Annotated in this window: 23 protein-coding genes; 13 read left to right on the top strand and 10 right to left on the bottom strand. The window is 71.0% G+C overall.

Annotated elements, in window-relative coordinates; genetic code table 11:
* The first annotated feature begins 4 nt into the window (after positions 1 to 4).
* Positions 5 to 847, top strand: a complete 843-nt coding sequence (locus ACSHT8_RS12465) for a hypothetical protein (RefSeq protein WP_436500778.1) — start codon at positions 5 to 7, stop codon at positions 845 to 847.
* On the opposite strand, the gene ACSHT8_RS12460 is transcribed toward ACSHT8_RS12465, so the two are convergent.
* From ACSHT8_RS12460 to ACSHT8_RS12430, 7 genes are all read right to left on the bottom strand, one after another.
* The gene (locus tag ACSHT8_RS12460) at positions 841 to 2,178 is read right to left on the bottom strand and encodes a GH1 family beta-glucosidase (RefSeq protein WP_436500776.1); all 1,338 of its coding nucleotides are present in this window, start codon (positions 2,176 to 2,178) and stop codon (positions 841 to 843) included. The two genes, ACSHT8_RS12465 and ACSHT8_RS12460, sit on opposite strands and share 7 nt — an antisense overlap.
* Before the next feature lie 10 nt (positions 2,179 to 2,188).
* A complete protein-coding gene (locus ACSHT8_RS12455; RefSeq protein ID WP_436500775.1) occupies positions 2,189 to 3,403 on the bottom strand; it encodes an MFS transporter in 1,215 nt (404 codons plus the stop codon).
* A gap of 16 nt (positions 3,404 to 3,419) precedes the next feature.
* Positions 3,420 to 4,289 (bottom strand): diacylglycerol/lipid kinase family protein, encoded by an 870-nt coding sequence (locus ACSHT8_RS12450; RefSeq protein WP_436500773.1) that lies wholly within the window; start codon positions 4,287 to 4,289, stop codon positions 3,420 to 3,422.
* A gap of 123 nt (positions 4,290 to 4,412) precedes the next feature.
* A complete protein-coding gene (locus tag ACSHT8_RS12445) occupies positions 4,413 to 5,978 on the bottom strand; it encodes an FAD-binding oxidoreductase (RefSeq protein WP_436502050.1) in 1,566 nt (521 codons plus the stop codon).
* A 507-nt stretch (positions 5,979 to 6,485) separates the two neighbouring features.
* Positions 6,486 to 7,058, bottom strand: a complete 573-nt coding sequence (locus tag ACSHT8_RS12440; protein ID WP_436500771.1) for a TetR/AcrR family transcriptional regulator — start codon at positions 7,056 to 7,058, stop codon at positions 6,486 to 6,488.
* A gap of 3 nt (positions 7,059 to 7,061) precedes the next feature.
* On the bottom strand, positions 7,062 to 7,556 hold the full coding sequence (locus ACSHT8_RS12435) for an SRPBCC family protein (protein WP_436500769.1): 495 nt from the start codon (positions 7,554 to 7,556) through the stop codon (positions 7,062 to 7,064).
* Positions 7,557 to 7,620: 64 nt separating this feature from the next.
* Positions 7,621 to 8,193: a TetR family transcriptional regulator gene (locus ACSHT8_RS12430; RefSeq protein WP_436500768.1), complete on the bottom strand. Its 573-nt coding sequence runs from the start codon at positions 8,191 to 8,193 to the stop codon at positions 7,621 to 7,623.
* A 57-nt stretch (positions 8,194 to 8,250) separates the two neighbouring features.
* Between ACSHT8_RS12430 and hisF the strand changes: the two genes are divergently transcribed.
* The 3 genes from hisF to hisI are packed head-to-tail and all read left to right on the top strand — an operon-like array spanning position 8,251 to position 9,717.
* Positions 8,251 to 9,024, top strand: coding sequence for an imidazole glycerol phosphate synthase subunit HisF (gene hisF / locus ACSHT8_RS12425; RefSeq protein ID WP_436500766.1), 774 nt, complete (start codon positions 8,251 to 8,253; stop codon positions 9,022 to 9,024).
* Entirely contained in the window at positions 9,021 to 9,371 is a 351-nt protein-coding gene (locus ACSHT8_RS12420) for a hypothetical protein (RefSeq protein ID WP_436500764.1), read from the top strand. The genes hisF and ACSHT8_RS12420 overlap by 4 nt, the downstream gene beginning before the upstream one ends.
* Positions 9,364 to 9,717 (top strand): phosphoribosyl-AMP cyclohydrolase, encoded by a 354-nt coding sequence (gene hisI / locus ACSHT8_RS12415; protein WP_436500762.1) that lies wholly within the window; start codon positions 9,364 to 9,366, stop codon positions 9,715 to 9,717. Before ACSHT8_RS12420 ends, hisI begins: the two co-directional genes overlap by 8 nt.
* Here the strand turns inward: hisI and ACSHT8_RS12410 are convergent.
* Complete coding sequence (locus ACSHT8_RS12410) at positions 9,690 to 10,304, bottom strand: TetR family transcriptional regulator (protein ID WP_436500760.1); 615 nt, start codon at positions 10,302 to 10,304, stop codon at positions 9,690 to 9,692. The two genes, hisI and ACSHT8_RS12410, sit on opposite strands and share 28 nt — an antisense overlap.
* Positions 10,305 to 10,405: 101 nt before the next feature.
* Here ACSHT8_RS12410 and ACSHT8_RS12405 point away from each other — a divergent pair, with 101 nt between their 5' ends.
* The 6 genes from ACSHT8_RS12405 to ACSHT8_RS12380 all read left to right on the top strand — a co-directional run bounded on the left by ACSHT8_RS12405 (position 10,406) and on the right by ACSHT8_RS12380 (position 15,770).
* The gene (locus ACSHT8_RS12405) at positions 10,406 to 11,956 is read left to right on the top strand and encodes an anthranilate synthase component I (RefSeq protein WP_436500759.1); all 1,551 of its coding nucleotides are present in this window, start codon (positions 10,406 to 10,408) and stop codon (positions 11,954 to 11,956) included.
* Positions 11,949 to 12,389 (top strand): Trp biosynthesis-associated membrane protein, encoded by a 441-nt coding sequence (locus tag ACSHT8_RS12400; RefSeq protein ID WP_436500757.1) that lies wholly within the window; start codon positions 11,949 to 11,951, stop codon positions 12,387 to 12,389. The genes ACSHT8_RS12405 and ACSHT8_RS12400 overlap by 8 nt, the downstream gene beginning before the upstream one ends.
* 117 nt (positions 12,390 to 12,506) lie before the next feature.
* Positions 12,507 to 13,316 carry an indole-3-glycerol phosphate synthase TrpC gene (gene trpC, locus ACSHT8_RS12395; RefSeq protein WP_436500755.1) on the top strand — a complete coding sequence of 270 codons (810 nt, stop codon included), beginning with the start codon at positions 12,507 to 12,509 and terminating at the stop codon, positions 13,314 to 13,316.
* The gene (trpB, locus tag ACSHT8_RS12390; protein ID WP_436500753.1) at positions 13,295 to 14,536 is read left to right on the top strand and encodes a tryptophan synthase subunit beta; all 1,242 of its coding nucleotides are present in this window, start codon (positions 13,295 to 13,297) and stop codon (positions 14,534 to 14,536) included. Before trpC ends, trpB begins: the two co-directional genes overlap by 22 nt.
* Positions 14,536 to 15,327 carry a tryptophan synthase subunit alpha gene (trpA, locus tag ACSHT8_RS12385; RefSeq protein WP_436500751.1) on the top strand — a complete coding sequence of 264 codons (792 nt, stop codon included), beginning with the start codon at positions 14,536 to 14,538 and terminating at the stop codon, positions 15,325 to 15,327. Before trpB ends, trpA begins: the two co-directional genes overlap by 1 nt.
* Positions 15,328 to 15,389: 62 nt before the next feature.
* Complete coding sequence (locus tag ACSHT8_RS12380; protein WP_436500749.1) at positions 15,390 to 15,770, top strand: hypothetical protein; 381 nt, start codon at positions 15,390 to 15,392, stop codon at positions 15,768 to 15,770.
* A gap of 1 nt (position 15,771) precedes the next feature.
* On the opposite strand, the gene ACSHT8_RS12375 is transcribed toward ACSHT8_RS12380, so the two are convergent.
* Positions 15,772 to 16,569, bottom strand: a complete 798-nt coding sequence (locus ACSHT8_RS12375) for a class I SAM-dependent methyltransferase (protein WP_436500747.1) — start codon at positions 16,567 to 16,569, stop codon at positions 15,772 to 15,774.
* Positions 16,570 to 16,629: 60 nt separating this feature from the next.
* Here ACSHT8_RS12375 and lgt point away from each other — a divergent pair, with 60 nt between their 5' ends.
* Positions 16,630 to 17,697: a prolipoprotein diacylglyceryl transferase gene (gene lgt / locus ACSHT8_RS12370; RefSeq protein ID WP_436502049.1), complete on the top strand. Its 1,068-nt coding sequence runs from the start codon at positions 16,630 to 16,632 to the stop codon at positions 17,695 to 17,697.
* Between the two features lies 1 nt (position 17,698).
* Here the strand turns inward: lgt and ACSHT8_RS12365 are convergent, their stop codons facing one another.
* Positions 17,699 to 18,670, bottom strand: a complete 972-nt coding sequence (locus tag ACSHT8_RS12365) for a magnesium transporter CorA family protein (protein WP_436500745.1) — start codon at positions 18,668 to 18,670, stop codon at positions 17,699 to 17,701.
* 162 nt (positions 18,671 to 18,832) lie between these two features.
* Here ACSHT8_RS12365 and gltB point away from each other — a divergent pair, with 162 nt between their 5' ends.
* The gene (gene gltB / locus ACSHT8_RS12360) at positions 18,833 to 23,374 is read left to right on the top strand and encodes a glutamate synthase large subunit (protein ID WP_436500743.1); all 4,542 of its coding nucleotides are present in this window, start codon (positions 18,833 to 18,835) and stop codon (positions 23,372 to 23,374) included.
* Complete coding sequence (locus tag ACSHT8_RS12355; RefSeq protein WP_436500741.1) at positions 23,367 to 24,866, top strand: glutamate synthase subunit beta; 1,500 nt, start codon at positions 23,367 to 23,369, stop codon at positions 24,864 to 24,866. The genes gltB and ACSHT8_RS12355 overlap by 8 nt, the downstream gene beginning before the upstream one ends.
* Positions 24,867 to 24,903 lie beyond the last annotated feature (37 nt).

Genomic DNA, 24,903 nt, shown 5'->3' with positions numbered 1-24,903 from the left:
GGCGATGCCATCACATCTGGACGACGCCGTGGAGCGAGTGGGCACGGTGCGCGACAGCGCCGCCGGCCGGTACCGGCTCGCCGGGGAGTTCTACCGGTCGAACCCGGAGCGGCAGCGGTTCGCCCGCGGTGAGCTGAGTTTCCTGCGCTGGGAGTTCGAGCGCGGCGTCCTCGCGCCCGACACGGGCAGCCCGTGGTGGCGCTCGGTGAACGAGCGGTTGCTGCGCGACAAGATCGAGGCCGACCTGGCCGCGCGCGGCGGGGTCCGCGCGGTGTCGTCGCGGCCAGTCGAGCTGTGGATCGCCTTCCTGCGCCGGCCGACGCCCGCCACGTGGTACCGCGCGCACAACGCCAGCGTCGTCGCCGGGTATCTCGATCACCAGACCCTGGCGCACAGCGAGACGTCGCTCGAACGCTTCATGATCAACGTAACGCTGGTGCGCGCGTTCTACGCCCACGCGCTCGTCGCGCGGCCCAAGCTGGCCGCCGGCCGCCTCGGCGGTCTCGCCCGCCACCTCGGCGACCCTCGCTTCGGGACGGTCGGCCTCTTCCTGAGCCTGCGCCGCGTCTTCCCGCAGCACTACCCGGTCGTCGGCACGTCGCTGGCGCGTCTGATCGCCGACGAGGGCAGGCTGCCGCGCCTGCTCGACTACGGCGTCATCACCCCGCGGCTGACCGCGCTCTACGAGTTCGCCGCGGTGACGCTGGACGAGCCGAGGATCGCCGACCTGATCAGCGACGGGATCCCCTGCTACGGCAGCGCGCCGCTGGACCGTTCCGCGTGGACGGCGGCCCACCCGAGCCTGGGCATGCGGCTGCTCCGCCGGGCCACCGCGCCCGCCTACTGACGCGACTTGATCAGGTCGCGGTACCAGCGGTAGGAGTCCTTGGGCGTGCGCACCTGGGTCGAGTAGTCCACGTGCACCAGCCCGAACCGCTCGGTGAAGCCCTCGGCCCACTCGAAGTTGTCCAGGATGGACCAGGCGAAGTAGCCCCGGACATCCACTTCGGACTCGATGACCGCCCGCAGGTGCTTGTCGTGGTAGTCGATGCGCGCCTGGTCGTGCACGGCGCCGTCCGGGCCGACGGTGTCGTGATAGGAGCAGCCGCTCTCGGTGATGTAGATCGGCGGCAACGCGTCGCCGTAGCGCTCCTTGAACGTCACCAGGAGCTCGCGGAGGCCGTCGGGGACGACCGACCAGCCGAAGTCGGTCTTCGGGTAGCCCTCGGTCGTGCGCAGGTCGAACGGCAGCTCGACGCCCGGCAGCAGCGACCCGCCGGAGCCGGGGGCGGCGACCAGGGCGGGCTGGTAGTAGTTGATCCCGAACCAGTCGAGCGGCTCGGCGATGACCTTGAGGTCCTCGGCGACCGGCCCGGGCATCGCGGCGGCCACCAGCGGGTCGGGGTACTGCCCACGCAGGATCGGGTCGGCGAAGGTCCAGTTGACCAGCGCGTCGAAGATGTCGGCGGCCTGCCGGTCCTCCGGCGAGTCCGACGCGGCCCACGTGGGCGCGTGGTTCGAGGCGATGCCGATGTTGGTGCACCCGGTCGCACGCAGGGCCTGCACGGACAGGCCGTGGCCGAGCAGTTGATGGTGGGCCACCGGCAGCGCGCCGAAGCCCAGCTGCTTGCCGGGGGCGTGCGTGCCGATCGCGTAGCCGAACATGGTCACCACGACCGGCTCGTTGAGCGGCATCCACATCCCGACCCGGTCGCCGAGGCGGGCGCCGACGATGCCCGCGTACTCGGCGAGCCGCGCGGCGGTGTCCCGGTTCGTCCAGCCGCCCGCGTCCTCCAGCGCCTGCGGGAGGTCCCAGTGGTAGAGCGTCGCGGCGGGGGTGATCCCGGCGGCGAGCAACTCGTCGACCAGCCGGTCGTAGAAGTCCAGCCCGGCCTCGTTCGCCGCGCCGCTGCCCGTCGGCTGGACGCGCGGCCACGCGATGGAGAACCGGTAGGCGTCGACGCCGAGGTCCTTCATCAGCGCGACGTCCTCGCGGTAGCGGTGGTAGTGGTCGCACGCCACATCGCCGGTGTCGCCGTTCTTGATCCGGCCGGGCTCGGCGGTGAAGGTGTCCCAAATGGACACGCCGCGGCCGTCGGCGCGGACCGCGCCCTCGATCTGGTAGGACGCCGCGGAGACGCCGAAGGTGAAGTCCTTGGGGAGCTTGGGGAAATCCACGTGGGCCCTTTCAGCGAACCGACTTGATCCGGTAGACGAGCAGTGCGCCGACGATCGCCACGACGGCGGAGACAGTGAACAGCATCGGGTAGCCACCGAGGTGGCGCACGATCGGCGCGGCGACCACCGGGGCGAGCACCTGCGGCAGGGTGTTGGCGATGTTGAGCACGCCGAGGTCGCGGCCCCGGTCGGCCGCGCGCGGCAGCACCTGGGTGATCAGCGCGAAGTCGACCGAGGTGTAGGCGCCGAACCCGACGCCGAGGACGATCGCGGCGACCACCGCGCCGGTCCACGTCGGCCACGCCGCCAGCAGGACCGCCGCCAGCGCCATGACGATCCCGGAGCCGGTGACGAACACCCGCCGCCTGCCGATCCGGTCCGACCAGATCCCGGCGACCACGACGGTGAGGAGCATGGTGCACGCGTCGAGCACGGTCAGGATCAGCACGCCGCTCTCGGGGTCTTCGACGCCCACCTGGTCCTTCAGGTAGAAGAGCAGGTAGAGCAGGGCGATCGCGTTCGAGACGTTCATCAGGAACCGGGTGAACCACGCCCACGCGAAGTCCGGGTAGGCGCGCGGGCTGATCCAGAAGCCCGCGAAGAACGCCCGCCAGTCCCACGGCGGGCGCTCGGTGATCACGATGTCGCGGCCCAGCAGCACATACGGCAGCGGGGCGAGCAGCACGAACGCCGCGCAGGCGAGGTAGCCGCCGACGATCGACCCGCCCGCCACGGCCAGGCCCGTGCCCGCCATGACGCCGACCATCTGCGCGAGCCCGAAGTAGCCGCCCGCCGTGCCGCGCCTGGCCTCCGGGACCTGGTCGGGGATCGCCGCCGACAGCGCGGCCAGCGGCGCGTTCAGGGTCAGCTGCACCAGGCACCAGCCGGTGATCATCAGCCCGATGCCGTCGGCCGCCGCGAGCACGAGCAGACCCGCCACGCCGCCGACCGAGCCCACCACGATCCACGGGACGCGGCGGCCGAAGCGCGACGTCGTGCGGTCCGACAGCGCGCCCCAGACGGGGTTCGCCAGCATCGACACCGCGGCCCCGACCAGCGCGACTATCGCGAGCACCGATTCCTTGCCCGCCGGGTCGAACGCGTCGGCCTGCTTGGCGAGCAGGATCTGCAGCGGGCCGTACCAGCCGACGAACGTGCCGACCGTGGCAAGGCAGAACGCGCCGATCCACCGTGTGGAGACATCAATTAACGCGGGCTGGGCCATCGGCGCTTCCTTGTGCTTAAGGGGCCAGGATCTTCAGCGCGCCGGGACGGACCCGGATCGTGCACGGTAGCGCGCCGAGGTCGTCGCCGTCGGCCCCTACCGGCACCGGTTTGTCGGCGTCGACCACCACTTCCTTGGCCCGGATTATCTGGACCTCGGGCCGGTCGACGTGGGCGCCGGTCTTGGCCTGGCTCATGAACGACGCGATGCGCCACTTCGGTCCCGCGCCGACGATCATGACGTCGAGCAGGCCGTCGTCGACGACCGCGCCGGGCACGATCTGCAGGCCGTGGCCGTAGGCGCCGGAGTTGGCCACGACAACGGTGTGGGCCTTGCCGGTGATGGTCTGCCCGTCGGCGGTGACGGTGTAGGTCGGCGGCTGCCAGGACAGCAGGGCGCGCACGGGGGCGAGCCGGTAGACCAGCTTGGCGGGCATCCAGCGGTTGTCGTTGATGATCCGCGTGGACAGGGAGTCGACGCCCGCGTAGACGTTGCCCAGCACGACCGAGCCCGCCGCGTCGATCACGTCGATCCGCTTCTCCGGCGCGTTCAGCAGGAGCTCGGCCAGTTCGGCGTGCTCGGTCGGCAGGTTCAACTTCCTGGCCAGGTCGTTGCCGCGGCCCGCGGGGACGATGCCGAGCGTGCCGTCGGCGTCGACCACGCCCTGCGCGACGTCGCGGACCAGGCCGTCGCCGCCGACCGCCACCACGACGTCACCGCGGCGGGCGGCGTTGGCGGCGAGTTCGACGGCGTGGGCCTGGCTCTCGGTCAGCTCGACGGTCACCGAGGCGCCCGCGGCCGTGATCAGGTCAGCCAGCGGCTGCCAGCGCTGCGCGGCGCTGCCGCCGCCCGCGATCGGGTTGACCAGCGCGGTGAAGGACCGCATCAGACCTCCACCGTCGGGTCGTTCGCGCGCTTCGGGTTCCGAGTCGTGTTGCCTGCCCGCATCAGACCTCCACCGTCGGGTCGTTCGCGCGCTTCGGGTTCCGAGTCGTGTTGTCCGCCCGCATCAGACCAGGACCCCCGGGTTGAGGATGCCCTTCGGGTCCCACGTCTGCTTGACCGCCCGCAGCGCCGCGACCGCCAGCGGACCGATCTCCTCGTGGTAGGTCGCGCGGTGGTCGGTGCCGATGCCGTGGTGGTGGGTGATCGTGGCGCCGGTCGCCCGGATCGCGGCGTTGGCGGACTCCTTGGCCTTGGCCCACTGCGCCAGCGGGTCGTCGGCCTGCGCGCAGATGACGGTGAAGTACAGCGACGCGCCGGTCGGGTAGACGTGGCTGATGTGGCACAGGACGACCGGGGGAGTGCCCTGCCCCGCGAGCGCCTCGGTGAGCGCGGTGGTCACGGCGGCTTTGAGGGCGGGGACGTTCGACCAGAACGTCGCCGTCTCCAGCGTCTCGACCAGGCCACCCGCGTCGAGCAGCGGGTCGCGCAGGTAGGGGCCGCGGAACCGGCCCTCGCGCCACGCCTCACCCGGCGTCGTGCCCAGCGCGGTGCCGCCCGCGACCGTCAGCGACCTGGCCGCGGCGGCCCGGCGGGCCTCGGCCTCGTCGAGCTCGCCCTCATACCCGGCGATCACCAGGCAGCCGCCCGGGCTGCCGCCGAGCTTGCCGCTCGGGTCGGCCAGGTTGACCGCGGTCTCGGCCTCGTCGGACAGTCGCAGCACGGTCGGCAGCGGGCCGTCCTGGACGAGGCGGCGCAGGGCCGTCGCGCCCGCGTCGAACGACTCGAACCGCCAGCCCTCGAACACTCGGTGCGCGGGCGCGGGATGGATCTTCACGGTGACCGACGTGATCACGCCGAGGGTGCCTTCGGAGCCGAGCACGAGCTGGCGCAGGTCCGGCCCCGCCGCCGACCGCGGCGCGGTGCCCAACTCGATCGTGCCGGTCGGGGTGGCGAGCACAAGGCCGACGACCATCTCGTCGAACCGCCCGTAGCCCGCCGAGGACTGCCCCGCCGACCGCGCCGCCGCGTACCCGCCGATGCTGGCACCCTCGTATGACTGGGGGAACTGCCCGAGCGTGAACCCCTTGGCACGCAGGAGTTCTTCGGCCTGGATGCCACGCACCCCAGCCTGCAACGTCGCCGTCCTGGACACCTCATCAACGGCGACAAGCTGGTCGAGCCTGCGCACGTCGAGCGCGATCACCCCGGCGAACCCGTCCCGCGCGGCCGCGAGCCCCCCGACAACGGACGTCCCCCCGGCGAACGGCACCACCGCGACGTCATGCTCCGCGGCGACCCTGAGCACGTCGGCGACCTCGGCGTGATCGCCGGGATAAACCACCGCATCCGGCGCGTCGGAAGCGTCCCCGGCCCGCAACTTGAGCAGATCCGGCGTCGAATACCCCCGCGTGTGCTGCACCCGCGCGTGGCGGTCGGCCACGACGTTGTCCGCCCCGACGACGCCCACGATCGCCGCCTTGGCCGCAGCGGGCAGCACGGAGTCGGGCAACGAGACGTCCTCAGGCGCCACCGCCGCCCGCGGCCGCACCCCCAACTGAGTCAACGCCGCCGCGGCGATAGCGGGCAGAGACCCGGGGGTCTCCGGATTCCCCCAACGCGGACGCTGCATCTCGACGACGGGCAGTTCGGTCTCGCTCACCAACGCCTCCAGCGGCAACTCGTAGCCTGTGTGACAGATTCGCACACTTTGTCACACTCCGGCAACCGCTAGCCCGCCGATCCCTCGCCGGGATCAGATGAGGAGCCCACCCATGCGCGCTTTCTTGCGATCCGGCGAGAAGACCGCTGCCGCATAGCCGCCGGAGCGAAGCTGCCATCAAGACTCCGCCGCCGACCCGCCGAACTCATCTCGGCCCGCCCGACTGTGCCCGGCCGACCGCTGCCCGGCCAGTTCGCCCGGCGTGCCCGACCTGTCGGCTGGCTCAGCCCGGCTGGCATGCCTGCGCTGCCCCGGCCCCGCTGGCCCGCTCGGCTGGCTGGTCCGGTCGCGCCCAGCCTGGACCCCCCGGCCTGGGGCGATGCCGTTGAAGTCGGTGGGAGGTGGTTGGAGTCGGTTGGTGGTGTCGATCACTCGCCGGGTGATGTCAGTGATTTGAGATCGGCGTGGGATCGAGGGTCATGTTGTGGGGTGGGGGGCCTCCTCGTGTGGGTGGGTGGCGGTGACGAACGCGGTGGCGCCTGCGTGCCAGGTGGGGTCGAGGTTGCCTGGGGGGAAACGGTTGTCGAGTTCCAGGATCACCATTCCGTGGGCGAAGCTCCACAGGGCCTGCGCCAGGTGCGGTTCCCCTGCGGCCAGGAAGAATGGGGTGCCTGCCCATTCCTCCAATCCCTCCGCCAGCTGCTCCCGTGGCAACGGCCCCTGCGTTGACAGGCGATACATGTTCGGCTGGGCGAGAGCGTGGCGGCGGTAGGTGCGTAACAGGCTGGGGATCTTGCCGTCCGGGTCTGGGTTGGCGACCGCTTCGTGGAGGGCTGTGCCGATGTCGGTCAGGGCCATTTCGATCAAGGCGATCTCGATGGCCTCCTTGTTGCGGAAGTGTTTGTAGAGCGACGGGGCGCGCATTTCCAGGAACTCGGCCAGTAGGCGCATTGTCAGCTGTTCGGGTCCGTTCTCCTCCAGTAGGCCGCGGGCGGCGGTGACGATCTGGGTCGCTCTGGGGGAGAGGCGGGTTCGGTGTGGGATTCGCATGGCTCAGCCGTTCTCGGCGCGGGCTTTCAGGGCGTTGTTCATCGCGGTGAAGCCTGGTTCTACATCCAGGGCCTTGCCTGCCACGGGGGTCAGGAAGCCGGTGAAGGTCTCGCCCTGGGTCAGGCGGGTGCGGCCGGGGGCCACTTCCTCGATGAGGAAGTAGTGCTCGCCGTCGACTATGCCCGGCAGGATGAAGCGGCCGAGCCAGCGTAACTCTCGGGTCGGGTCGGCGACCAGGACGACTGGTTCGAAGTCCATTGTGGATCCGTTGTTGTGCAGCTTGTTCTTCAACCTTGTGTCCACAGTGGGCGTTCCAACTGCCGAAACGATGAACGGGTTCCACGTCGGGTACGACTCGAAGTCGGTCAGTACGTCCCAGACCCGCTGGGGCGGGGCGTCGATCTCTACGGTCGTGGTGACCGACTTCGGCGAGATTCGGGACCACGCGTAGAGCGCGAGCGGGGCGACGATCAACACGGCGAGAACGATGGGGATCACAGGACGCCTCCGTGGCTAACGTTGTTAGCCACGACTGTAGGCTAACGACGTTAGCCCCCGCAAGTCACCCGTCCAGGTAGTGCTGGATCACCGGCCCGACCAGCGCGACCACCTCGTCATCCGACGCCGACGCCATCGGCTCGACGCCCACGACGTAGCGCACCATCGCCAGGCCCACCAGCTGGGAAGCCAGGGCCGTCATGCGCAACCGCGGCACCCCGAGCCCGTCGGCGACCTTGGACAGCACCGCCTTCTCCAGGAACTGGCGCATCATCGACGCGGCCTGTTCGCTCGTGGACACCGAGCGGATGAGGGCCAGGAACGCCGTGGTGGGCTCCGGGGCGCTCCACAGGCCGAGGAACAGCCGCACCATCCGCGCGCCCGCCTCGGCGCGTGGTCCGTCGAGCACCGTCTCGACCATCACCGTGGGGTTGACCGGCAGGTTCAGCGCGGCGACGAACACCTGCTCCTTCGTCCCGAAGAAGTGGTGGATGAGGGCCGGGTTGACCTCCGCCTCCGCCGCGATGCCGCGGATCGTGGCCCCGCCGTAGCCCAGCGCGCCGAACTGGCTGCGGGCCGCGGCCAGGATGTGCGCGCGGGTCTCGGTCTGTCCCGGTCTGCGGCCGGTCTTCGCCATCGCCTCCCCCTCGTGGTCCTGCCGAGGCCAGTATCGTCGCCACGTAGGCTCGGCGGCATGTCCGTAGCGGTACGTGTGATCCCCTGCCTCGACGTCGACGCGGGCCGGGTGGTCAAAGGAGTCAACTTCACCGACCTGGTCGACGCGGGCGACCCCGTCGAACTGGCCGCGGCCTACGACGCCGAGGGGGCAGACGAGCTGACCTTCCTCGACGTCACCGCGTCCTCTTCGGACCGCGAGACCACCTTCGACGTCGTGCGCCGCACCGCCGAGCAGGTGTTCATCCCGCTCACCGTCGGCGGCGGTGTCCGCGAGGTCGGCGACATCGACAAGCTGCTGCGCGCGGGCGCGGACAAGGTCAGCCTCAACACCGCCGCGATCGCCCGCCCGGAGTTCCTCCGCGAGGCGTCCCTGCGCTACGGCGCCCAGTGCATCGTGCTGTCGGTCGACGCCAGGCGCGTCCCGGAGGGTGAGAAGCCGACCCCCTCGGGCTTCGAGGTCACCACGCACGGCGGCAGGCGCGGCACCGGCCTCGACGCCGTCGAGTGGGCCGCGCGCGGCCAGGAGTTGGGGGTCGGCGAGATCCTGCTCAACTCCATGGACGCCGACGGCACCAAGGCGGGCTTCGACCTCGACCTGATCGACCTGGTCCGCGCCGTGGTCGACGTCCCGCTGATCGCCAGCGGGGGCGCGGGCGCGCTCGACCACTTCCCGCCCGCGGTGGCCCACGGCGCCGACGCCGTCCTCGCCGCCAGCGTGTTCCACTTCGGACAGCTGCGCATCGGCGAGGTCAAGGACACCCTGCGCGCCGCCGGGGTCGTGGTTCGGTGACCGCTCGCCCGCTGGAGGTGCGTGTCGCGGCGGGAATAGTGGCGGTCGGCGCGGTGCTCTTCCTGGTGCTCGGCGTCGTCCGGGGCGAGTTGCGGACACCGGTGCTCTTCACGGCTCTCGCGGCGCTGGCGACCGTGACGATGCTGAGCGGGTGGGGCAAAGGGCGTGCCGTCGCCGCGTTCGTCGTGGTCTTCCTCGCCCTGGCGCACGTGCTCATCGCCCTCGGCGGCCTGTCGTGGCAGCTGCGGATGGTGTCCGGCGTGATCGCGGCGGGCTACGTCTACGCCGTCATCCTGTTGCTGACCGGCCCGGCCAGGGCCTATTTCGGAGGTGCCCACGATGAGTGAGCTGGACCCGGAGATCGCCAAGCTCCTCAAGCGCAACGCCGAGGGCCTGGTCTGCGCCGTCGCCCAGCAGCGCGGCACCGGCGAGGTCCTCATGGTCGCCTGGATGAACGACGAGGCGCTCCACCTGACACTCACCACCCGCCGCGCGACGTACTTCTCCCGCAGCCGCCACCAGCTGTGGGTCAAGGGCGAGACCTCGGGGCACACCCAGCAGGTCCACGACGTGCGCCTCGACTGCGACGGCGACACGATCCTGCTGGTCGTCGACCAGGAGGGCGCCGCGTGCCACACCGGCGACCGGACCTGCTTCGACGCGCGTCAGCTGCTCAGCGACCCCGTCAGGTAGCGCTGCACGTTCGGCCCGACCGCCGCCACCAGCGTCTCCACGTCGGCCGACGCCAGCGGTTCGAATTCGGCGACGTACCGGGTCACCCCGAGGCCGATGAGCTGGGAGGCGACCAGGTTGGCACGCAGCTCGGGCCGGTCGGCGGCGATCTTGCCCATGACCTGGCCGAACACGTGCCGGGTGAAGAAGTCGCGCAGCGCGTGCGCCACCTGTTCGTGCGCGGCGACGCTGCGGATGAGCGCGGCGAACACCCCGCCGCCCTGGACGTCCCAGGTGGTCACGAACCGGCGCACGATGCGCGAGCCGAGGTCGTCGACGTCGCCCTGCAACAGCTCGGCGACGATCTCGTTCGGGTTGAACGGCAACTGTAGGACGGCCTCGCTGAACAACTTGTCCTTGCCGCCGAACCAGTGGTTGACCATGGCGGCGTCGACGCCGGCGCGGCCCGCGATGGCCCGCACGGTCGCCCCGTCGTAGCCCTGTTCGCTGAACACCTCGCGCGCGGCGGCCAGCAGGGCGGCCCGTGTGTCGGCGCCGCGCGGGCGCCTGCCTCGGCGGCTCGGCTCTTGCTGAACTGGTTCGGACACCGCACCATCATGGGCGAACCGGGGACAATTTTCAACATGTGTTGAATTCGACCCGGACCCGACCGGGAAACCCGTTTGGGGTGACCGGCACAATGAACGCCATGGTCAGCGCCATCGGCATTCCGGCACGCGTACCGACAACCTCCGGGATGGGCGCGGTCAGCCCCACCCGCGAGGAGTTCCACGCGCTCGCCGCGGACCGCCGGGTCATCCCCGTCGTGCGGCGCGTCCTCGCCGACGCCGAGACCCCCGTCGGGGTCTACCGCAAGCTCGCGGGCGACCGCCCCGGCACGTTCCTGTTCGAGTCCGCCGAGAACGGCCGCTCGTGGTCGCGATGGTCGTTCGTCGGCGTCCGCAGCCCCGCCGCCCTCACCGCGACCGGCGGCGAGGCGCACTGGCTGGGCACCCCGCCGGTCGGCCTGCCCACCGGCGGCGACCCGCTCGACGCGCTGCGCGAGACCGTCAAGGCCCTGCACACCGATCCGCTGCCCGGCCTGCCCCCGCTGACCGGCGGCATGGTCGGCTACGTCGGCTACGACGCCGTCCGCAGGCTCGAACGCCTCCCGGAGCTGGCCGAGGACGACCTCAAGCTGCCTGAACTGGTCATGCTGCTGGCCACCGACCTCGCCGCGCTCGACCACCACGAGGGCACGATCACCCTCATCGCGAACGCGGTGAACTGGGACAACTCGCCGGAGCGGGTCGACGCGGCCTACGACGACGCCGTCGCCCGCCTCGACGCGATGGTCCACGACCTGCAGACCCCGACCGCGCCGACCGTGGCGGTGTTCGACCGGCCCAAGCCCGAGTACACCCGCCGCCGCGAGCCCGCCGACTACCAGCAGGCCGTGCTCACCGCCAAGGAAGCCATCCGCGCTGGTGAAGCCTTCCAGGTCGTGGTGTCGCAGCGCTTCGAGATGCGCACCGAGGCCGACCCCCTCGACGTCTACCGCGTCCTGCGCACCACCAACCCGAGCCCGTACATGTACCTGCTGCGGCTCGACGGGTTCAGCATCGTCGGCTCCAGCCCCGAGGCCCTGGTGACCGTGCGCGACGGCCGCGCGACCACCCACCCGATCGCGGGCACGCGCTGGCGCGGCGTCGACGCCGACGAGGACCAGATCCTGGAGAAGGACCTGCTCGCCGACGAGAAGGAGCGTGCGGAGCACGTCATGCTCGTCGACCTGGGCCGCAACGACCTGGGCCGGGTCTGCAAGCCGGGCACCGTGCACGTCGTCGACTTCTTCCGCGTCGAGCGCTACAGCCACGTCATGCACATCGTCTCGACGGTCACCGGCGAGCTGGCCGAGGGCAAGACCGCGTTCGACGCCGTCGCCGCGTGCTTCCCGGCCGGCACCCTGTCCGGCGCGCCCAAGCCGCGTGCGATGGAGCTGATCGAGGAACTCGAACCCACCCGCCGCGGCCTCTACGGCGGCGTCGTCGGCTATCTGGACTTCGCGGGCGACGGCGACACCGCCATCGCGATCCGCACGGCCCTGATCCGCGACGGCGTGGCCTACGTGCAGGCGGGCGCGGGCATCGTGGCCGACTCGAACCCGGCCGCCGAGGACACTGAGTGCGTCAACAAGGCGGGCGCGGTGCTCGCCGCGATCGCCACCGCACAGACCATGCGGCAGGCCGCCAGTGGCTGACCCCGCCAAACGTCCACTATGGACCATCTGCGGCCTGCTCCCGCTGGCCGCACTGGCTTTGTGGGGCGCGGCGCGGCTCGACTGGGGTGCCGTTCCCGCGCTTCCCGCGCTGGTGCCGCTGGCCCTGCTCGACCTCGCCGCCGTCGCCGCCGTCCTCGCGCTGGGACCGGTGCCGCGACGGCTCGTCGGCCTGATGGTCGCCGGGCTCGGCGTGATGGCCGTGGTCCTGTCGGTCGGCACGCCGTTCCTGTGGGGACGCGCACTGGCGGTGACCGGCGGTGCGCTCATGGTGGCCGCCGGGATTCTGTTGCTGCTGCGCGGACACCGCCTGCCCAGGCTCGGCGCCAAGTACGCCGCGCCCGGCGCCGCCGCCGACAGCGAGCCCGATCTCTGGCGGGCGCTGTCGGAAGGTGACGATCCCACTGCCCGCTAGTGCGCAAGCGTGGACCCGGTGCCCAGTAGGCCGAAGGCCCGGAGTTAGCATCATTTCGGCGGAAGGGGCAATGCTTGTGAGGCACTACACGGGCTGGACATCGAACGAGGGTGGCAAGTGAGCATCCTCGAGTCGATCATCGAAGGTGTCCGAGAAGACCTCGCCGTCCGCGAGGCGGCCGTCCCCTTCGACGCCATCAAAGAGTTGGCCGCGAAGGCGCCCGCGCCGCGCGACGCGATGACCGCACTGCGCGGCTCCGACGTCGGCGTGATCGCCGAGGTCAAGCGGCGCAGCCCCTCCAAGGGTTCGCTGGCGGCCATCGCCGACCCGGCCGCGCTGGCCAAGGACTACGCCGAGGCGGGCGCGCGGGTCATCAGCGTCCTCACCGAGCAGCGGCGCTTCGGCGGCTCGCTCGCCGACTTCGACGCCGTCCGCGCGTGCGTCGACATCCCCTTGCTGCGCAAGGACTTCATCGTCAGCCCGTACCAGGTGCACGAGGCCCGCGCGCACGGCGCCGACCTGGTGCTGCTGATCGTGGCCGCCCTGGAGCAGAACGCGCTGGCCTCGCTGCTCGACCGCGTCGAGTCGCTGGGCATGACCGCGCTGGTCGAGGTGCACACGGCCGAGGAGGCCGACCGGGCGCTGGAGGCCGGGGCGCGCGTCATCGGCGTCAACGCCCGTGACCTGCACACCCTGGAGGTCGACCGGGACGTGTTCGGCCGGTTGGCCCCCGGGCTGCCGTCGGACGTCATCAAGATCGCCGAGTCCGGGGTGCGCGGCCCGTCCGACCTCATGACCTATGCCGGTGCGGGCGCCGACGCGGTGCTGGTCGGCGAGGGGCTGGTCGCCGCGGAGGACCCGCGCGCGGCCCTGATCCAGCTGGTCACCGCCGGTTCCCACCCAGCATGCCCGAGGCCGAGCCGATGACGGACAAGATCCACGCCACCAGCCCGCACGACCCGGACGAGACCGGACATTTCGGGCCCTACGGCGGCCGGTTCATGCCGGAGGCGCTGATCGCCGCCCTCGACGAGCTGTCCGCGGTCTACGACAAGGCCCGGGTCGACCCCGAGTTCACCGGCGAGTTCGCGCGGCTGCTGCGCGACTACGCGGGCAGGCCGTCGCTGCTGACCGAGGCGCCGCGGTTCGCCGAGCACGCGGGCGGCGCGCGGATCTTCCTCAAGCGCGAAGACCTCAACCACACCGGCTCCCACAAGATCAATAACGTGCTGGGCCAGGCACTGCTCACCAAGCGGATGGGCAAGAAGCGGGTCATCGCCGAGACCGGCGCGGGCCAGCACGGCGTGGCCACGGCCACCGCGTGCGCGCTGATGGGCCTGGAGTGCGTCGTCTACATGGGCGAGGTCGACACCGAGCGGCAGGCGCTCAACGTGGCGCGGATGAAGCTGCTCGGCGCCGAGGTCATCCCGGTCAAGTCGGGTTCGCGCACCCTCAAGGACGCCATCAACGAGGCGCTGCGCGACTGGGTGACCAATGTGGACACCACGCACTACCTGCTGGGCACCGCCGCGGGCGGGCACCCGTTCCCGGTGATGGTGCGCAACTTCCACAAGGTCATCGGCATCGAGGCGCGCGCGCAGATGCTGGAACTGGCGGGCAGGCTGCCCGACGTCGTCACCGCGTGCGTCGGCGGCGGCTCCAACGCGATCGGCATCTTCCACGGCTTCATCGATGACGCCGACGTCCGGCTCGTCGGCATCGAGCCCGGCGGCCACGGTATCGAGTCCGGCGAGCACGGCGCGACCCTCAGCGAGGGCACGCCCGGCATGCTGCACGGCGCCATGTCCTACCTGCTGCAGGACGAGGACGGCCAGACGATCGAGGCGTACTCGATCTCGGCGGGCCTGGACTACCCCGGCGTCGGCCCGGAGCACTCGTGGCTCAAGGACACCGCCCGCGCGGAGTACCGCTCGGTCACCGACGACGAGGCCATGGCCGCGTTCCAGCTGCTGTCGCGCACCGAGGGCATCATCCCGGCGATCGAGTCCGCGCACGCGCTGGCCGGGGCGGTCAAGCTCGGCCAGGAGCTCGGCCCGGAGGGGCTGATCCTGGTCAACCTGTCTGGCCGCGGCGACAAGGACATGGACACGGCCGCGAAGTACTTCGGCTTCTACGAGGAGTCCTGATGGGCCTGGCCCCACTGTTCGAGCGCACCCGCGCCGAGGGGCGCGCCGCTCTCGTCGGCTACCTGCCCGCGGGTTTCCCGACCGTCGACGCCTCGATCGACCTGCTCAAGGCCATGATCGACGGCGGCTGCGACCTGGTCGAGGTCGGCGTCCCGTACTCGGACCCGGTCATGGACGGCCCGACTATCCAGGCCGCCGCCGACGAGGCCCTGCACGCGGGCTTCCGCCTGCGCGACGTGTTCCGCGTGGTCGAGGCGGTGTCCTCCTACGGCGGCCAGGCCGTGGTGATGACGTACTGGAACCCGGTGCACCGGTATGGCGTGGACGCGTACGCGCGCGATCTCGCGGCGGCCGGTGGCCACGGCATCATCACCCCGGACTTGATCCCCGACGAGGCGGCACCGTGGTTGGCCGCGTCTTCGACTCATGGGCTGGACCGGATCTTCCTGGTCGCGCCTTCGTCGACGGAGGAGCGGATCGCTCGGACGGTCGCGGCTTCCTCGGGCTTCGTCTACGCGACGGCGGTCATGGGTGTGACTGGTGCGCGGGACGCGGTTGGTGGGGCTGCCGCCGGGTTGGTGGCGCGGACGCGTGAGCACACCTCGCTGCCGATCGGGGTTGGTCTGGGCGTGCGGTCGGGGGAGCAGGCGGCTGAGGTCGCGGGGTTCGCGGACGCGGTGATCGTGGGCTCGGCTTTCGTGAGCGCGGCCCGCGAGGGCACGGGCGCGATCGGCGCTCTGGCGACCGAACTGGCCGAGGGCGTCCGACGGGCACCTAGCACCATCGGGTGATTCGGCAGAGGATGGCGGTCTGACCGGCGGAAACTGTCGGGGCGGCCGATCATGGTAGGCGGATGCTTCCCTTTCATCCGCTGCCGTGGACGCTGACCGAGGTTCTTGCGATGCCGGAGGACTACGGGCAGCGGATCGAGTTGATCGACGGCGCCCTCGTAATTCGCCCGAGCCCGGATAGCAGACATCAGCGGGTGCTGTTGCGGCTTGCCGTCGACATCCTTGCCCGAGTGCCTTCACGGCTGGAGCTATTGCCCGGGTCAAGCGGGTGCTCTATGCCGAGGCAGGCATCCGCTACTACCTTTTTGGTCGATCCCGCCGAGACGCCCTCCGTCGCTGTTCTGTTCCGGCTCGACGGTGATGAGTACGTCGAGGTGACGTCCAGCAAGGCGGGTCGGCTGCGGTTCGATGAGCCGTTCCTCGCCGACCTCGACCTTCCCTGACTCACAGCTCCCGGTACGGCCTGGTCACCGCGCGGATCGCGGCGGCGTCGCGGCCCTGGACCTGCTTGAAGAAGTCGTGGTTCTCGATCACGGTCGGGCGTCGAAGCAGTCCAGGGGACTCGCGGCGGAACACTGAGATGCAGTCGGTGAAGACCGGCCCACCCCACGGCACCAATTCCTGGACCAGGCAGCGCAGGCCGAACTCCTTGCAGTACGTCCGGAACTTCGCCGCCGACATCGTCGTCGCGCGCCAGTGGACGTTCTCCACCGTCAGTTCGCCGTCGGAGCCGCGGAAGGCGTCCATGTTCGAGTGGTGGAGGATGCCGGTGCCGCCGGGGACGAGCTTCTTCGCCAACTGCTCCACGTAGTTCCGGATCACGTCGTCCTCGACGTGGATCAGCGAGTCCCAGCTGAAGACGAAGTCGACCGAGTCGTCGGGGACCATGGCGAGGCTGCGGCCGTCGTTGACGTGGTAGTCGATGTGGTCGAGGTCGGCGAAGCGTTCCTTGCACGCATCGATGCAGCGCTGGGTGAGGTCGACGATGGTCAGCCGGGACGCCGATGGGGCCAGGTACTGGGTGACCCGGCCGAAACCGGGGGCGATCTCCAGGACATGCGCGGCGGGCAGGAACGCGCCGATGCGGGGGCGAATGGTCCACGTCCACATCGACTCGGTGCCGCCGTAGCCCACGGACCACTCGTCACCACCTGAAGACCATTCATGGTTCGACCATTGGTTCAGGTTGTCGTCCACGCTCGGCATGTAGGGATTGTGCACCTGTTCGGTCACGGTGGACACCACTTCACGGTGTGCAGACGGGTGACCGTTACGGTGGTGCCCGTGACGAGCGCTACCACCATGTTCCTGGCGAACATCCCCAGCCCCGACCGCGGCGTCTGGCAGCTGGACCTCGGGTTCGTGACCCTGCCACTGCGCGCCTACGCCCTGTGCATCATCGCGGGCATCGTGGTGGCGATCTGGTGGGGCGAGAAGCGGCTCATCGCCCGCGGCGGGACGCCGGGGACGGTCATCGACGTCGCCGTGTTCGCGGTGCCGTTCGGGCTGGTCGGCGGCAGGCTCTACCACGTCGCCACCGACTACTACCGATACTTCGGTGAGGGCAAGAACCCGCTGGACGCGCTGCGGATCTGGGACGGTGGGCTCGGGATCTGGGGTGCCATCGCGCTCGGTGGTGTCGGTGCGTGGATCGGGTGCAAGCGCAAGGGGGTGCCGCTGCCCGTCTTCGCCGACGCGGTCGCGCCCGGCATCGTCGTCGCGCAGGCCATCGGCCGGATCGGCAACTACTTCAACCAGGAGCTGTACGGCGGGTCGACCGACCTGCCGTGGGGCCTGGAGATCTACCGCAGGGTCAACGAGTTCGGCCTGGAGGACCCGCTCAACGGTGTGGCGCTCGACCACACCCTGGTCGACGGCAGCCCCGTGCACCCGACGTTCCTCTACGAGCTGGTCTGGAACCTGCTGGTCGCCGCGTTCGTCGTGTGGGCCGACCGCAAGTTCCGCCTCGGCCACGGCCGCGCGTTCGCGCTCTACGTCGCCGGCTACACGCTGGGCCGCGGGCTCATCGAGATGATGCGCACCGACCCGGCCACGCTGGTCCTCGGTATCCGGATCAACGTGTTCACCTCGGCGGTGCTGTTCCTCGGCGCCATCGCGTACTACATCGTCGCCCGCAAGCGCGGCGAGCGGGAAGATCTGTCCACTCCGGACTCCGACGACACCCTGCTCCCGGACTCGGATGACACCGACGAGGACGCCGAGACCAAGGACGCCGAGACCAAGGACGCCGAGACCAAGGACGCCGAGACCAAGGACGCCGAGACCAAGGACGCCGAGACCGAGGACGCCGACAAGTCCGAGGAAGCCGAAGTCAAGGCCACCGAGGTCAAGGACTCCGCGGGCGCCTAGCTCACAGCCAGTCCCGGCGCTTGAACAGCGCGTACAACCCGAACGACAGCACGACGATCGCCACGGTGGAGACCCAGAAGCCGATCGGCTGCGCGTACCCCGGATAGGGCACGTTCTGGCCGTAGAAGCCGGTGATCGCGGTCGGCACCGCGATGATCGCCGCCCAGCTGGTCACCTTCTTCATGATCGTGTTGAGCCGGTTGCCCTGCACGTTGAGCTGGGTCTCCCGGATCGTGGCGACCACCTCGCGCTGCGACTCGGTCCACTCGGTGGCGCGAAGGACGTTGTCGTAGAGGTCCTGGTAGTAGGGCACCAGGGCGCCGCGGACCAGGTTGGCGTCGCGGCGCATCAGGGAGTTGGCGACCTCGCGCATCGGCAGCACGACGCGGCGCAGGGCGACCAGGGTCTTGCGCAGGCGCAGCGACCGCCGGTGCACGCCCCGGTCGTCGGCGGTGTCGCTGAACACGGTGTCCTCCAGCGCCTCGATCTCCTCGTCGAGCAGGCTGATCGCGTCGAGCTGGGTGTCCACGGCGTAGTCGAGCAGGCCGTGCACGAGGTAGCCGACACCTTCCTTGGCCAGGTCCGCCGCGGCGTCCCAGCGTGCGATGACCGTGTCGATGTCGAACCGGTCGGACTTGCGGATGGTGATGAGCGCGCGCGGGGTGACGAACGCGGCCAGCTCGGCCTTGGCGATGCCGCCGGTCCGCTGGTCGAAGTGGACGGCGTAGGCGGTGAGGAACTCGTGGGTGTCGTAGCGGTGCAGCTTGGGCCGCGCGTGCGTGGTCCCGGCGTCCTCCACGGCCAGGTGGTGCAGGCCGAACTCCTCGCCGACCGCGGCCAGCTCGTCCGCCGTCGGGCCGCTCAGGTCGAGCCACACCATGGCGGCGGGATCGGTGAGGTGACCGGGGATCTCGGCCGCCGGGAAGTCCTCGGCCTGCAAGACTCCGTCACGGTAGAGGCGCGTGCGTGCCATGGTCGCCAACCGTAGTCGGCCCATCCCGTCGGCGCGTCTTACTCGTTTCAGGACTGTTAAACTTGGGACACCGCGGGCCGCTGCCGTCCCGCGCCCAGAGTGGCTTCCGCCCTCGGCGGAGCCACCCTTGAGCGCGACAGCAGGATTGGAAGGCCGGCGCAGATGATCTTCTCCGCTCTACCGCCGCGCACGGGGCTCTACGACCCCGCGGCCGAGCGCGACGCCTGTGGGGTGGCCATGGTGGCCGACATCCACGGCAGGCGCTCCCACACCATCGTTACCGACGCGCTGACCGCGTTGGCCAACCTCGAACACCGCGGCGCCGCCGGGGCCGAGCCCACCAGCGGCGACGGCGCGGGCATCCTCGTGCAGCTGCCCGACGCCTTCCTGCGCGCGGTCGCGGGCGTCGAGCTGCCCGAGCCGACCGACCACGGCCACCGCTACGCCACGGGCCTGGCGTTCCTCCCGGCCGACCCGGACGCGCGCGCGAAGGCCGTCGAGCTGGTCGAGCGCACCGCCGCCGAAGAGGGCCTGCGGGTACTCGGCTGGCGCGAGGTGCCGGTCGAGCCCGACGCCGCCGGGATCGGCCCGACCGCGCGGTCGGTGATGCCGCACTTCGCGATGCCCTTCCTGGTCGCCGAGTCCGACGTGGCCGGGATCGCGCTGGACCGGCTCGCGTTCTGCCTGCGCAAACGCGTCGAGCGGGACAGCGCGACGGGGGGTATCGGCGTCTACTTCCCTTCGCTGTCGGCCCGCACGCTGGTCTACAAGGGCATGTTGACCACCGAGCAGGTGCCCGCGTTCTTCCCCGACCTGCGCGACGAGCGGCTGACCAGCGCGATCGCCCTGGTGCACAGCCGCTTCTCGACCAACACGTTCCCGTCGTGGCCGCTGGCCCACCCGTTCCGCTACGTCGCGCACAACGGCGAGATCAACACCGTGCGCGGCAACCGCAACCGCATGCGCGCCCGCGAGGCGCTGCTGGAGTCCGACCTCATCCCGGGCGACCTGTCCCGGCTGTACCCGATCGTCGACCCGCGCGGGTCCGACTCGGCCTCGCTCGACGAGGTGCTCGAACTGCTGCACCTGGGCGGCCGGAGCCTGCCGCACGCGGTGCTCATGATGATCCCGGAGGCGTGGGAGAACCACGCCACGATGGACCCTCAGCGCCGCGCGTTCTACCAGTTCCACTCCAGCCTGATGGAACCCTGGGACGGCCCGGCCTGCGTCACGTTCACCGACGGCACCGTGGTCGGCGCCGTCCTCGACCGCAACGGCCTGCGCCCCGCCCGCTGGTGGCGCACCCGCGACGACCGGATCGTGCTGGCCAGCGAGTCCGGCGTGCTCGACCTGCCGCCGGGCGACGTCGTGGCCAAGGGCAGGCTGCAGCCGGGCCGGATGTTCCTGCTCGACACCGCCGCGGGTGTCATCGTCGACGACGACCAGGTCAAGGCCGAGCTGGCCGCCGAGCTGCCGTACGAGGAGTGGCTGCACGCCGGCCTGCTCAAGATCGCCGACCTGGCCGACCGCGAACACGTCGTGCAGACCCACGAGTCGGTCCTGCGCCGCCAGCTCACCTTCGGCTACACCGAGGAAGAGCTGAAGATCCTCCTGACGCCGATGGCCGTCACCGGGGCCGAGCCGATCGGGTCGATGGGCACCGACACCCCGCCCGCGGCCCTGTCGCGGCGGTCGCGGCTGCTCTACGACTACTTCAAGCAGAACTTCGCCCAGGTCACCAACCCGCCGCTGGACGCGATCCGCGAGGAGATCGTCACGTCGGTGCAGCGGATCATGGGCCCGGAGCAGAACCTGCTGGAGCCCGGCCCGGCCTCGTGCAGGCACATCCAGCTGCCCTACCCGGTGATCGACAACGACGAGCTGGCCAAGCTGATCCACGTCAATGACGACGGCGATCTCCCCGGCTACGCCAGCACTGTCCTCTCTGGACTCTACGAGGCCGACGGCGGCGGGCAAGCGCTTGCGGCGGCGATCGAGCGAGTCCGCCGGGAGGCGTCGGAGGCGATCGAGGCGGGCGCGCGCATCCTCGTGCTGTCCGACCGCGACTCCGACCACCGGATGGCGCCGATCCCGTCGCTGCTGCTCGTCTCGGCGGTCCACCACCACCTTGTCCGCACGAAGGAACGGCTCCGGGTCGCGCTCGTCGTGGAGAGCGGCGACGCGCGCGAGGTGCACCACGTGGCGCTGCTGCTGGGCTACGGCGCCGCCGCGGTCAACCCGTATCTGGCGTTCGAGACGATCGAGGATCTGATCACGCGCGGGTCGCTGACCGGCGTCGAGCCGCGCACCGCGATCCGGCGGTATGTGCAGGCGCTGGTCAAGGGCGTCCTCAAGATCATGTCGAAGATGGGCATCTCGACCGTCGGCGCCTACACCGCCGCGCAGGTCTTCGAGTCGTTCGGCCTGGCCCAGGACGTGCTCGACGAGTACTTCACCGGCACCCAGTCCAAGCTCGGCGGCGTCGGCCTCGACATGATCGCCCGCGAGGCCACGAGCAGGCACCGCCGCGCCCACCCGGAGAACCCGACCGACCGGGTCCACCGGCGGCTGGAGGTCGGCGGCGAGTACGCCTACCGCCGCGAGGGCGAGCTGCACCTGTTCACGCCCGAGACGGTGTTCCTGTTGCAGCACGCGACCAAGACCGGTCGCGAGGACGTCTACCGCGAGTACTCCGCCGAGGTCGACCGGCTCAACCGCGAAGGCGGCGCACTGCGCGGCATGTTCGCGTTGAAGACCGAGGGCCGCACGCCGATCCCGCTCGACGAGGTCGAGCCGGTCGAGTCGATCCTGCGCCGGTTCAACACGGGCGCGATGTCCTACGGCTCGATCTCCGCCGAGGCGCACGAGACGCTGGCCGTCGCGATGAACAGCATCGGCGGCCGCTCCAACACTGGCGAGGGCGGCGAGGACGCCGACCGGCTGCACGATCCGGCCCGCCGTTCGGCGATCAAGCAGGTCGCGTCCGGTCGCTTCGGTGTGACCAGCGAATACCTCGTGCACGCCGACGACATTCAGATCAAGATGGCGCAGGGCGCCAAGCCGGGGGAGGGCGGGCAGCTCCCGCCGAACAAGGTCTACCCGTGGATCGCGCGCACCCGGCACTCCACGGCGGGCGTCGGGCTGATCTCCCCGCCGCCGCACCACGACATCTACTCCATCGAAGACCTGGCTCAGCTCATCCACGACCTCAAGAACGCCAACGAGAACGCGCGCGTGCACGTCAAGCTCGTCAGCGAGGCAGGCGTCGGGACGGTCGCGGCCGGGGTCTCCAAGGCGCACGCCGACGTCGTGCTGATCTCCGGCCACGACGGCGGCACGGGTGCCTCCCCGCTCAACTCGCTCAAACACGCGGGCACGCCGTGGGAGGTGGGCCTCGCCGAGACGCAGCAGACGCTCATGCTCAACGGCCTGCGCGACCGGATCACCGTGCAGGTCGACGGCGCGCTGAAGAACGGCCGCGACGTGGTCATCGCCGCGCTGCTCGGCGCCGAGGAGTTCGGTTTCGCCACCGCGCCGCTGGTCGTCGCGGGCTGCGTGATGATGCGCGTGTGCCACCTCGACACGTGCCCGGTTGGCGTGGCGACGCAGAACCCGGTGCTGCGCAAGCGCTACACCGGCCAGGCCGAGCACGTGGTGAGCTACTTCCGGTTCGTCGCGCAGGAGGTGCGCGAGTACCTGGCGGCGCTGGGCCTGCGCACGATCGACGACGCGGTGGGCCGCGCCGAGCTGCTCGGGGTCGACGAGACCGCCGAGCACTGGAAGGCCGAGAGCCTCGACCTCACCCCGGTCTTCGCCATGCCGACCGACGCCGGTCCGCGCAGGCGGGTCCGCGCTCAGGACCACGGCCTCGACCAGGCGCTCGACCGCACGCTGCTGCGCATGGCCGAGCCCGCGCTGGAGGACGCGCTGCCGGTCCGGCTCGACCTCCCGATCCGCAACGTCAACCGCACGGTCGGCACCCTGCTCGGCGCGGAGATCACCCGCCGCTACGGCGACGGCCTGCCCGACGACACGATCCACGTGACCCTCACCGGGTCGGCGGGCCAGTCGCTCGGCGCGTTCCTGCCGAAGGGGATCACCCTGGAGCTGGTCGGCGACGCCAACGACTATGTCGCGAAAGGACTGTCCGGCGGCACGATCGTCGTCCGACCGCACCCCGACGCGCCGTTCGCCGCCGAGCGCCAGGTGATCGCGGGCAACGTGATCGCCTACGGCGCCACCAGCGGCGAGGTCTTCCTGCGCGGCCGCGTCGGCGAGCGCTTCGGCGTGCGCAACTCCGGCGCGGTGATCCTCGCCGAGGGCGTCGGCGACCACGCCTTCGAGTACATGACCGGCGGCCGCGCCGTCGTGCTCGGCGCGACCGGGCGCAACCTGGCGGCCGGGATGTCCGGCGGCATCGCCTACGTGCTGAACCTCGATCCCGCGACGGTCAACCCGGCGATGGTGGAGATCCAGCGGCCGACCGCCGAGGATCTACGGTGGCTGCGGGACATCGTGAGCAGACACCGCACGCTCACCGGGTCCGCGGTGGCCGCGTCGCTGCTGGGCGACTGGACGCGCCGGGCGTCGGTGTTCGCCAAGGTCATGCCGCGTGACTACCAGCGGGTCCTGGAGGCGATGCGCCTGGCCAGGGTCGAGGGGCGCGATGTCGACGAGGCCGTGATGGAGGCGTCCCGTGGCTGACCCGAGCGGCTTCCTCAAACACCCCAGGCAGGACGCGCCCAAGCGCCCGGTGCCCGACCGGCTCGGCGACTGGCGCGAGGTCTACCGCGACCAGGATCCCGCCGAGCGCGACCAGCAGGTGCGCGCGCAGGCCACCCGCTGCATGGACTGCGGCATCCCGTTCTGCCACTCCGGCACCGCGGGCTGCCCGCTGGGCAACCTCATCCCCGAGTGGAACGACCTGGTCCGCCAGGGCGACTGGGAGCTGGCGAGCGACCGGCTGCACGCCACCAACAACTTCCCCGAGTTCACCGGCAGGCTCTGCCCTGCGCCGTGCGAGGCCGCGTGCGTGCTGGCGATCTCGCCGGACTCGGCGGGCGCGGTCGCGATCAAGCGTGTGGAGAACACGATCGCCGACGTGTCGTGGGAACGCGGCTACGTCGAGGCGCGGGTGTCCACTGTGTCCTCCGGGAAGAGCGTCGCGGTCGTCGGCTCCGGGCCGGGCGGGCTGGCCGCCGCCCAGCAGCTGACCCGCGCGGGCCACGAGGTCACCGTCTACGAGCGCGACGACCGGCTCGGCGGGCTGCTGCGCTACGGCATCCCCGAGTTCAAGATGGAGAAGCGGATCCTCGACCGGAGGCTGGCGCAGCTCAGGGCCGAGGGCACGAAGTTCGTCACCGGCTGCGAGGTCGGCGTCGACCTGTCCGTGGAGGACCTCCGTGCCCGCCACGACGCCGTGGTGCTCGCCGTCGGCGCGCTGCGCGGGCGCGACGCGCCGGACATCCCCGGCCGCGGGCTGCGCGGTGTGCACTTGGCGATGGACCACCTCGTGCCCGCCAACAAGCAGATCGAGGGCGACGGCCCGACGCCGATCGACGCGCGCGGCAAACACGTGGTGATCATCGGCGGCGGGGACACCGGCGCCGACTGCTACGGCACGGCCACCCGCCAGGGCGCGGCCAGCGTCGTGCAGCTCGACCAGTACCCGCGGCCGCCGGACGTCCGCGACGACGAGCGGTCGCCGTGGCCGGTGTGGCCGTGGATCCTGCGCACCTACCCGGCGCACGAGGAAGCCGGGGAACGCCGGTTCGCCGTCGCGGTGGAGAAGTTCGTCGGCTCCGACGGCATCCTGACCTCCGTGCAGCTGCGTGAGGTCGAGGTGCGCCGGGTCGACGGGGTCCGGCAGGTCGTGCCGGTCAGCGACGACGTGCACGTGCTGCCCGCCGACCTGGTGCTGCTCGCGATCGGGTTCGACGGCGTCGAGAAGATGCCGCTGCTCGACGGTCTGGGCCTGACGCTCACCCCACGCGGAACCCTCTCCTGTGGAGCCGACTGGCAGACGACCGCGCCGGGCGTGTTCGTCTGCGGCGACGCCCACCGCGGCGCGTCGCTGGTGGTCTGGGCGATCGCGGAGGGCCGGTCGGTGGCCCACGCGGTCGACGCCTTCCTGACCGGCGCATCGGATTTGCCCGCGCCCGTGCACCCGACCGCGCTGCCGCTCGCGGTGCGCTGAACATCGCGCTAACGGCCGGTGAAGTGGGCAACGCTGC

The sequence above is a fragment of the Actinokineospora sp. HUAS TT18 genome, assembly GCF_051364635.1.
Lineage (GTDB): Bacteria > Actinomycetota > Actinomycetes > Mycobacteriales > Pseudonocardiaceae > Actinokineospora.
This window is presented reverse-complemented; position numbering and strand designations above follow the sequence as displayed.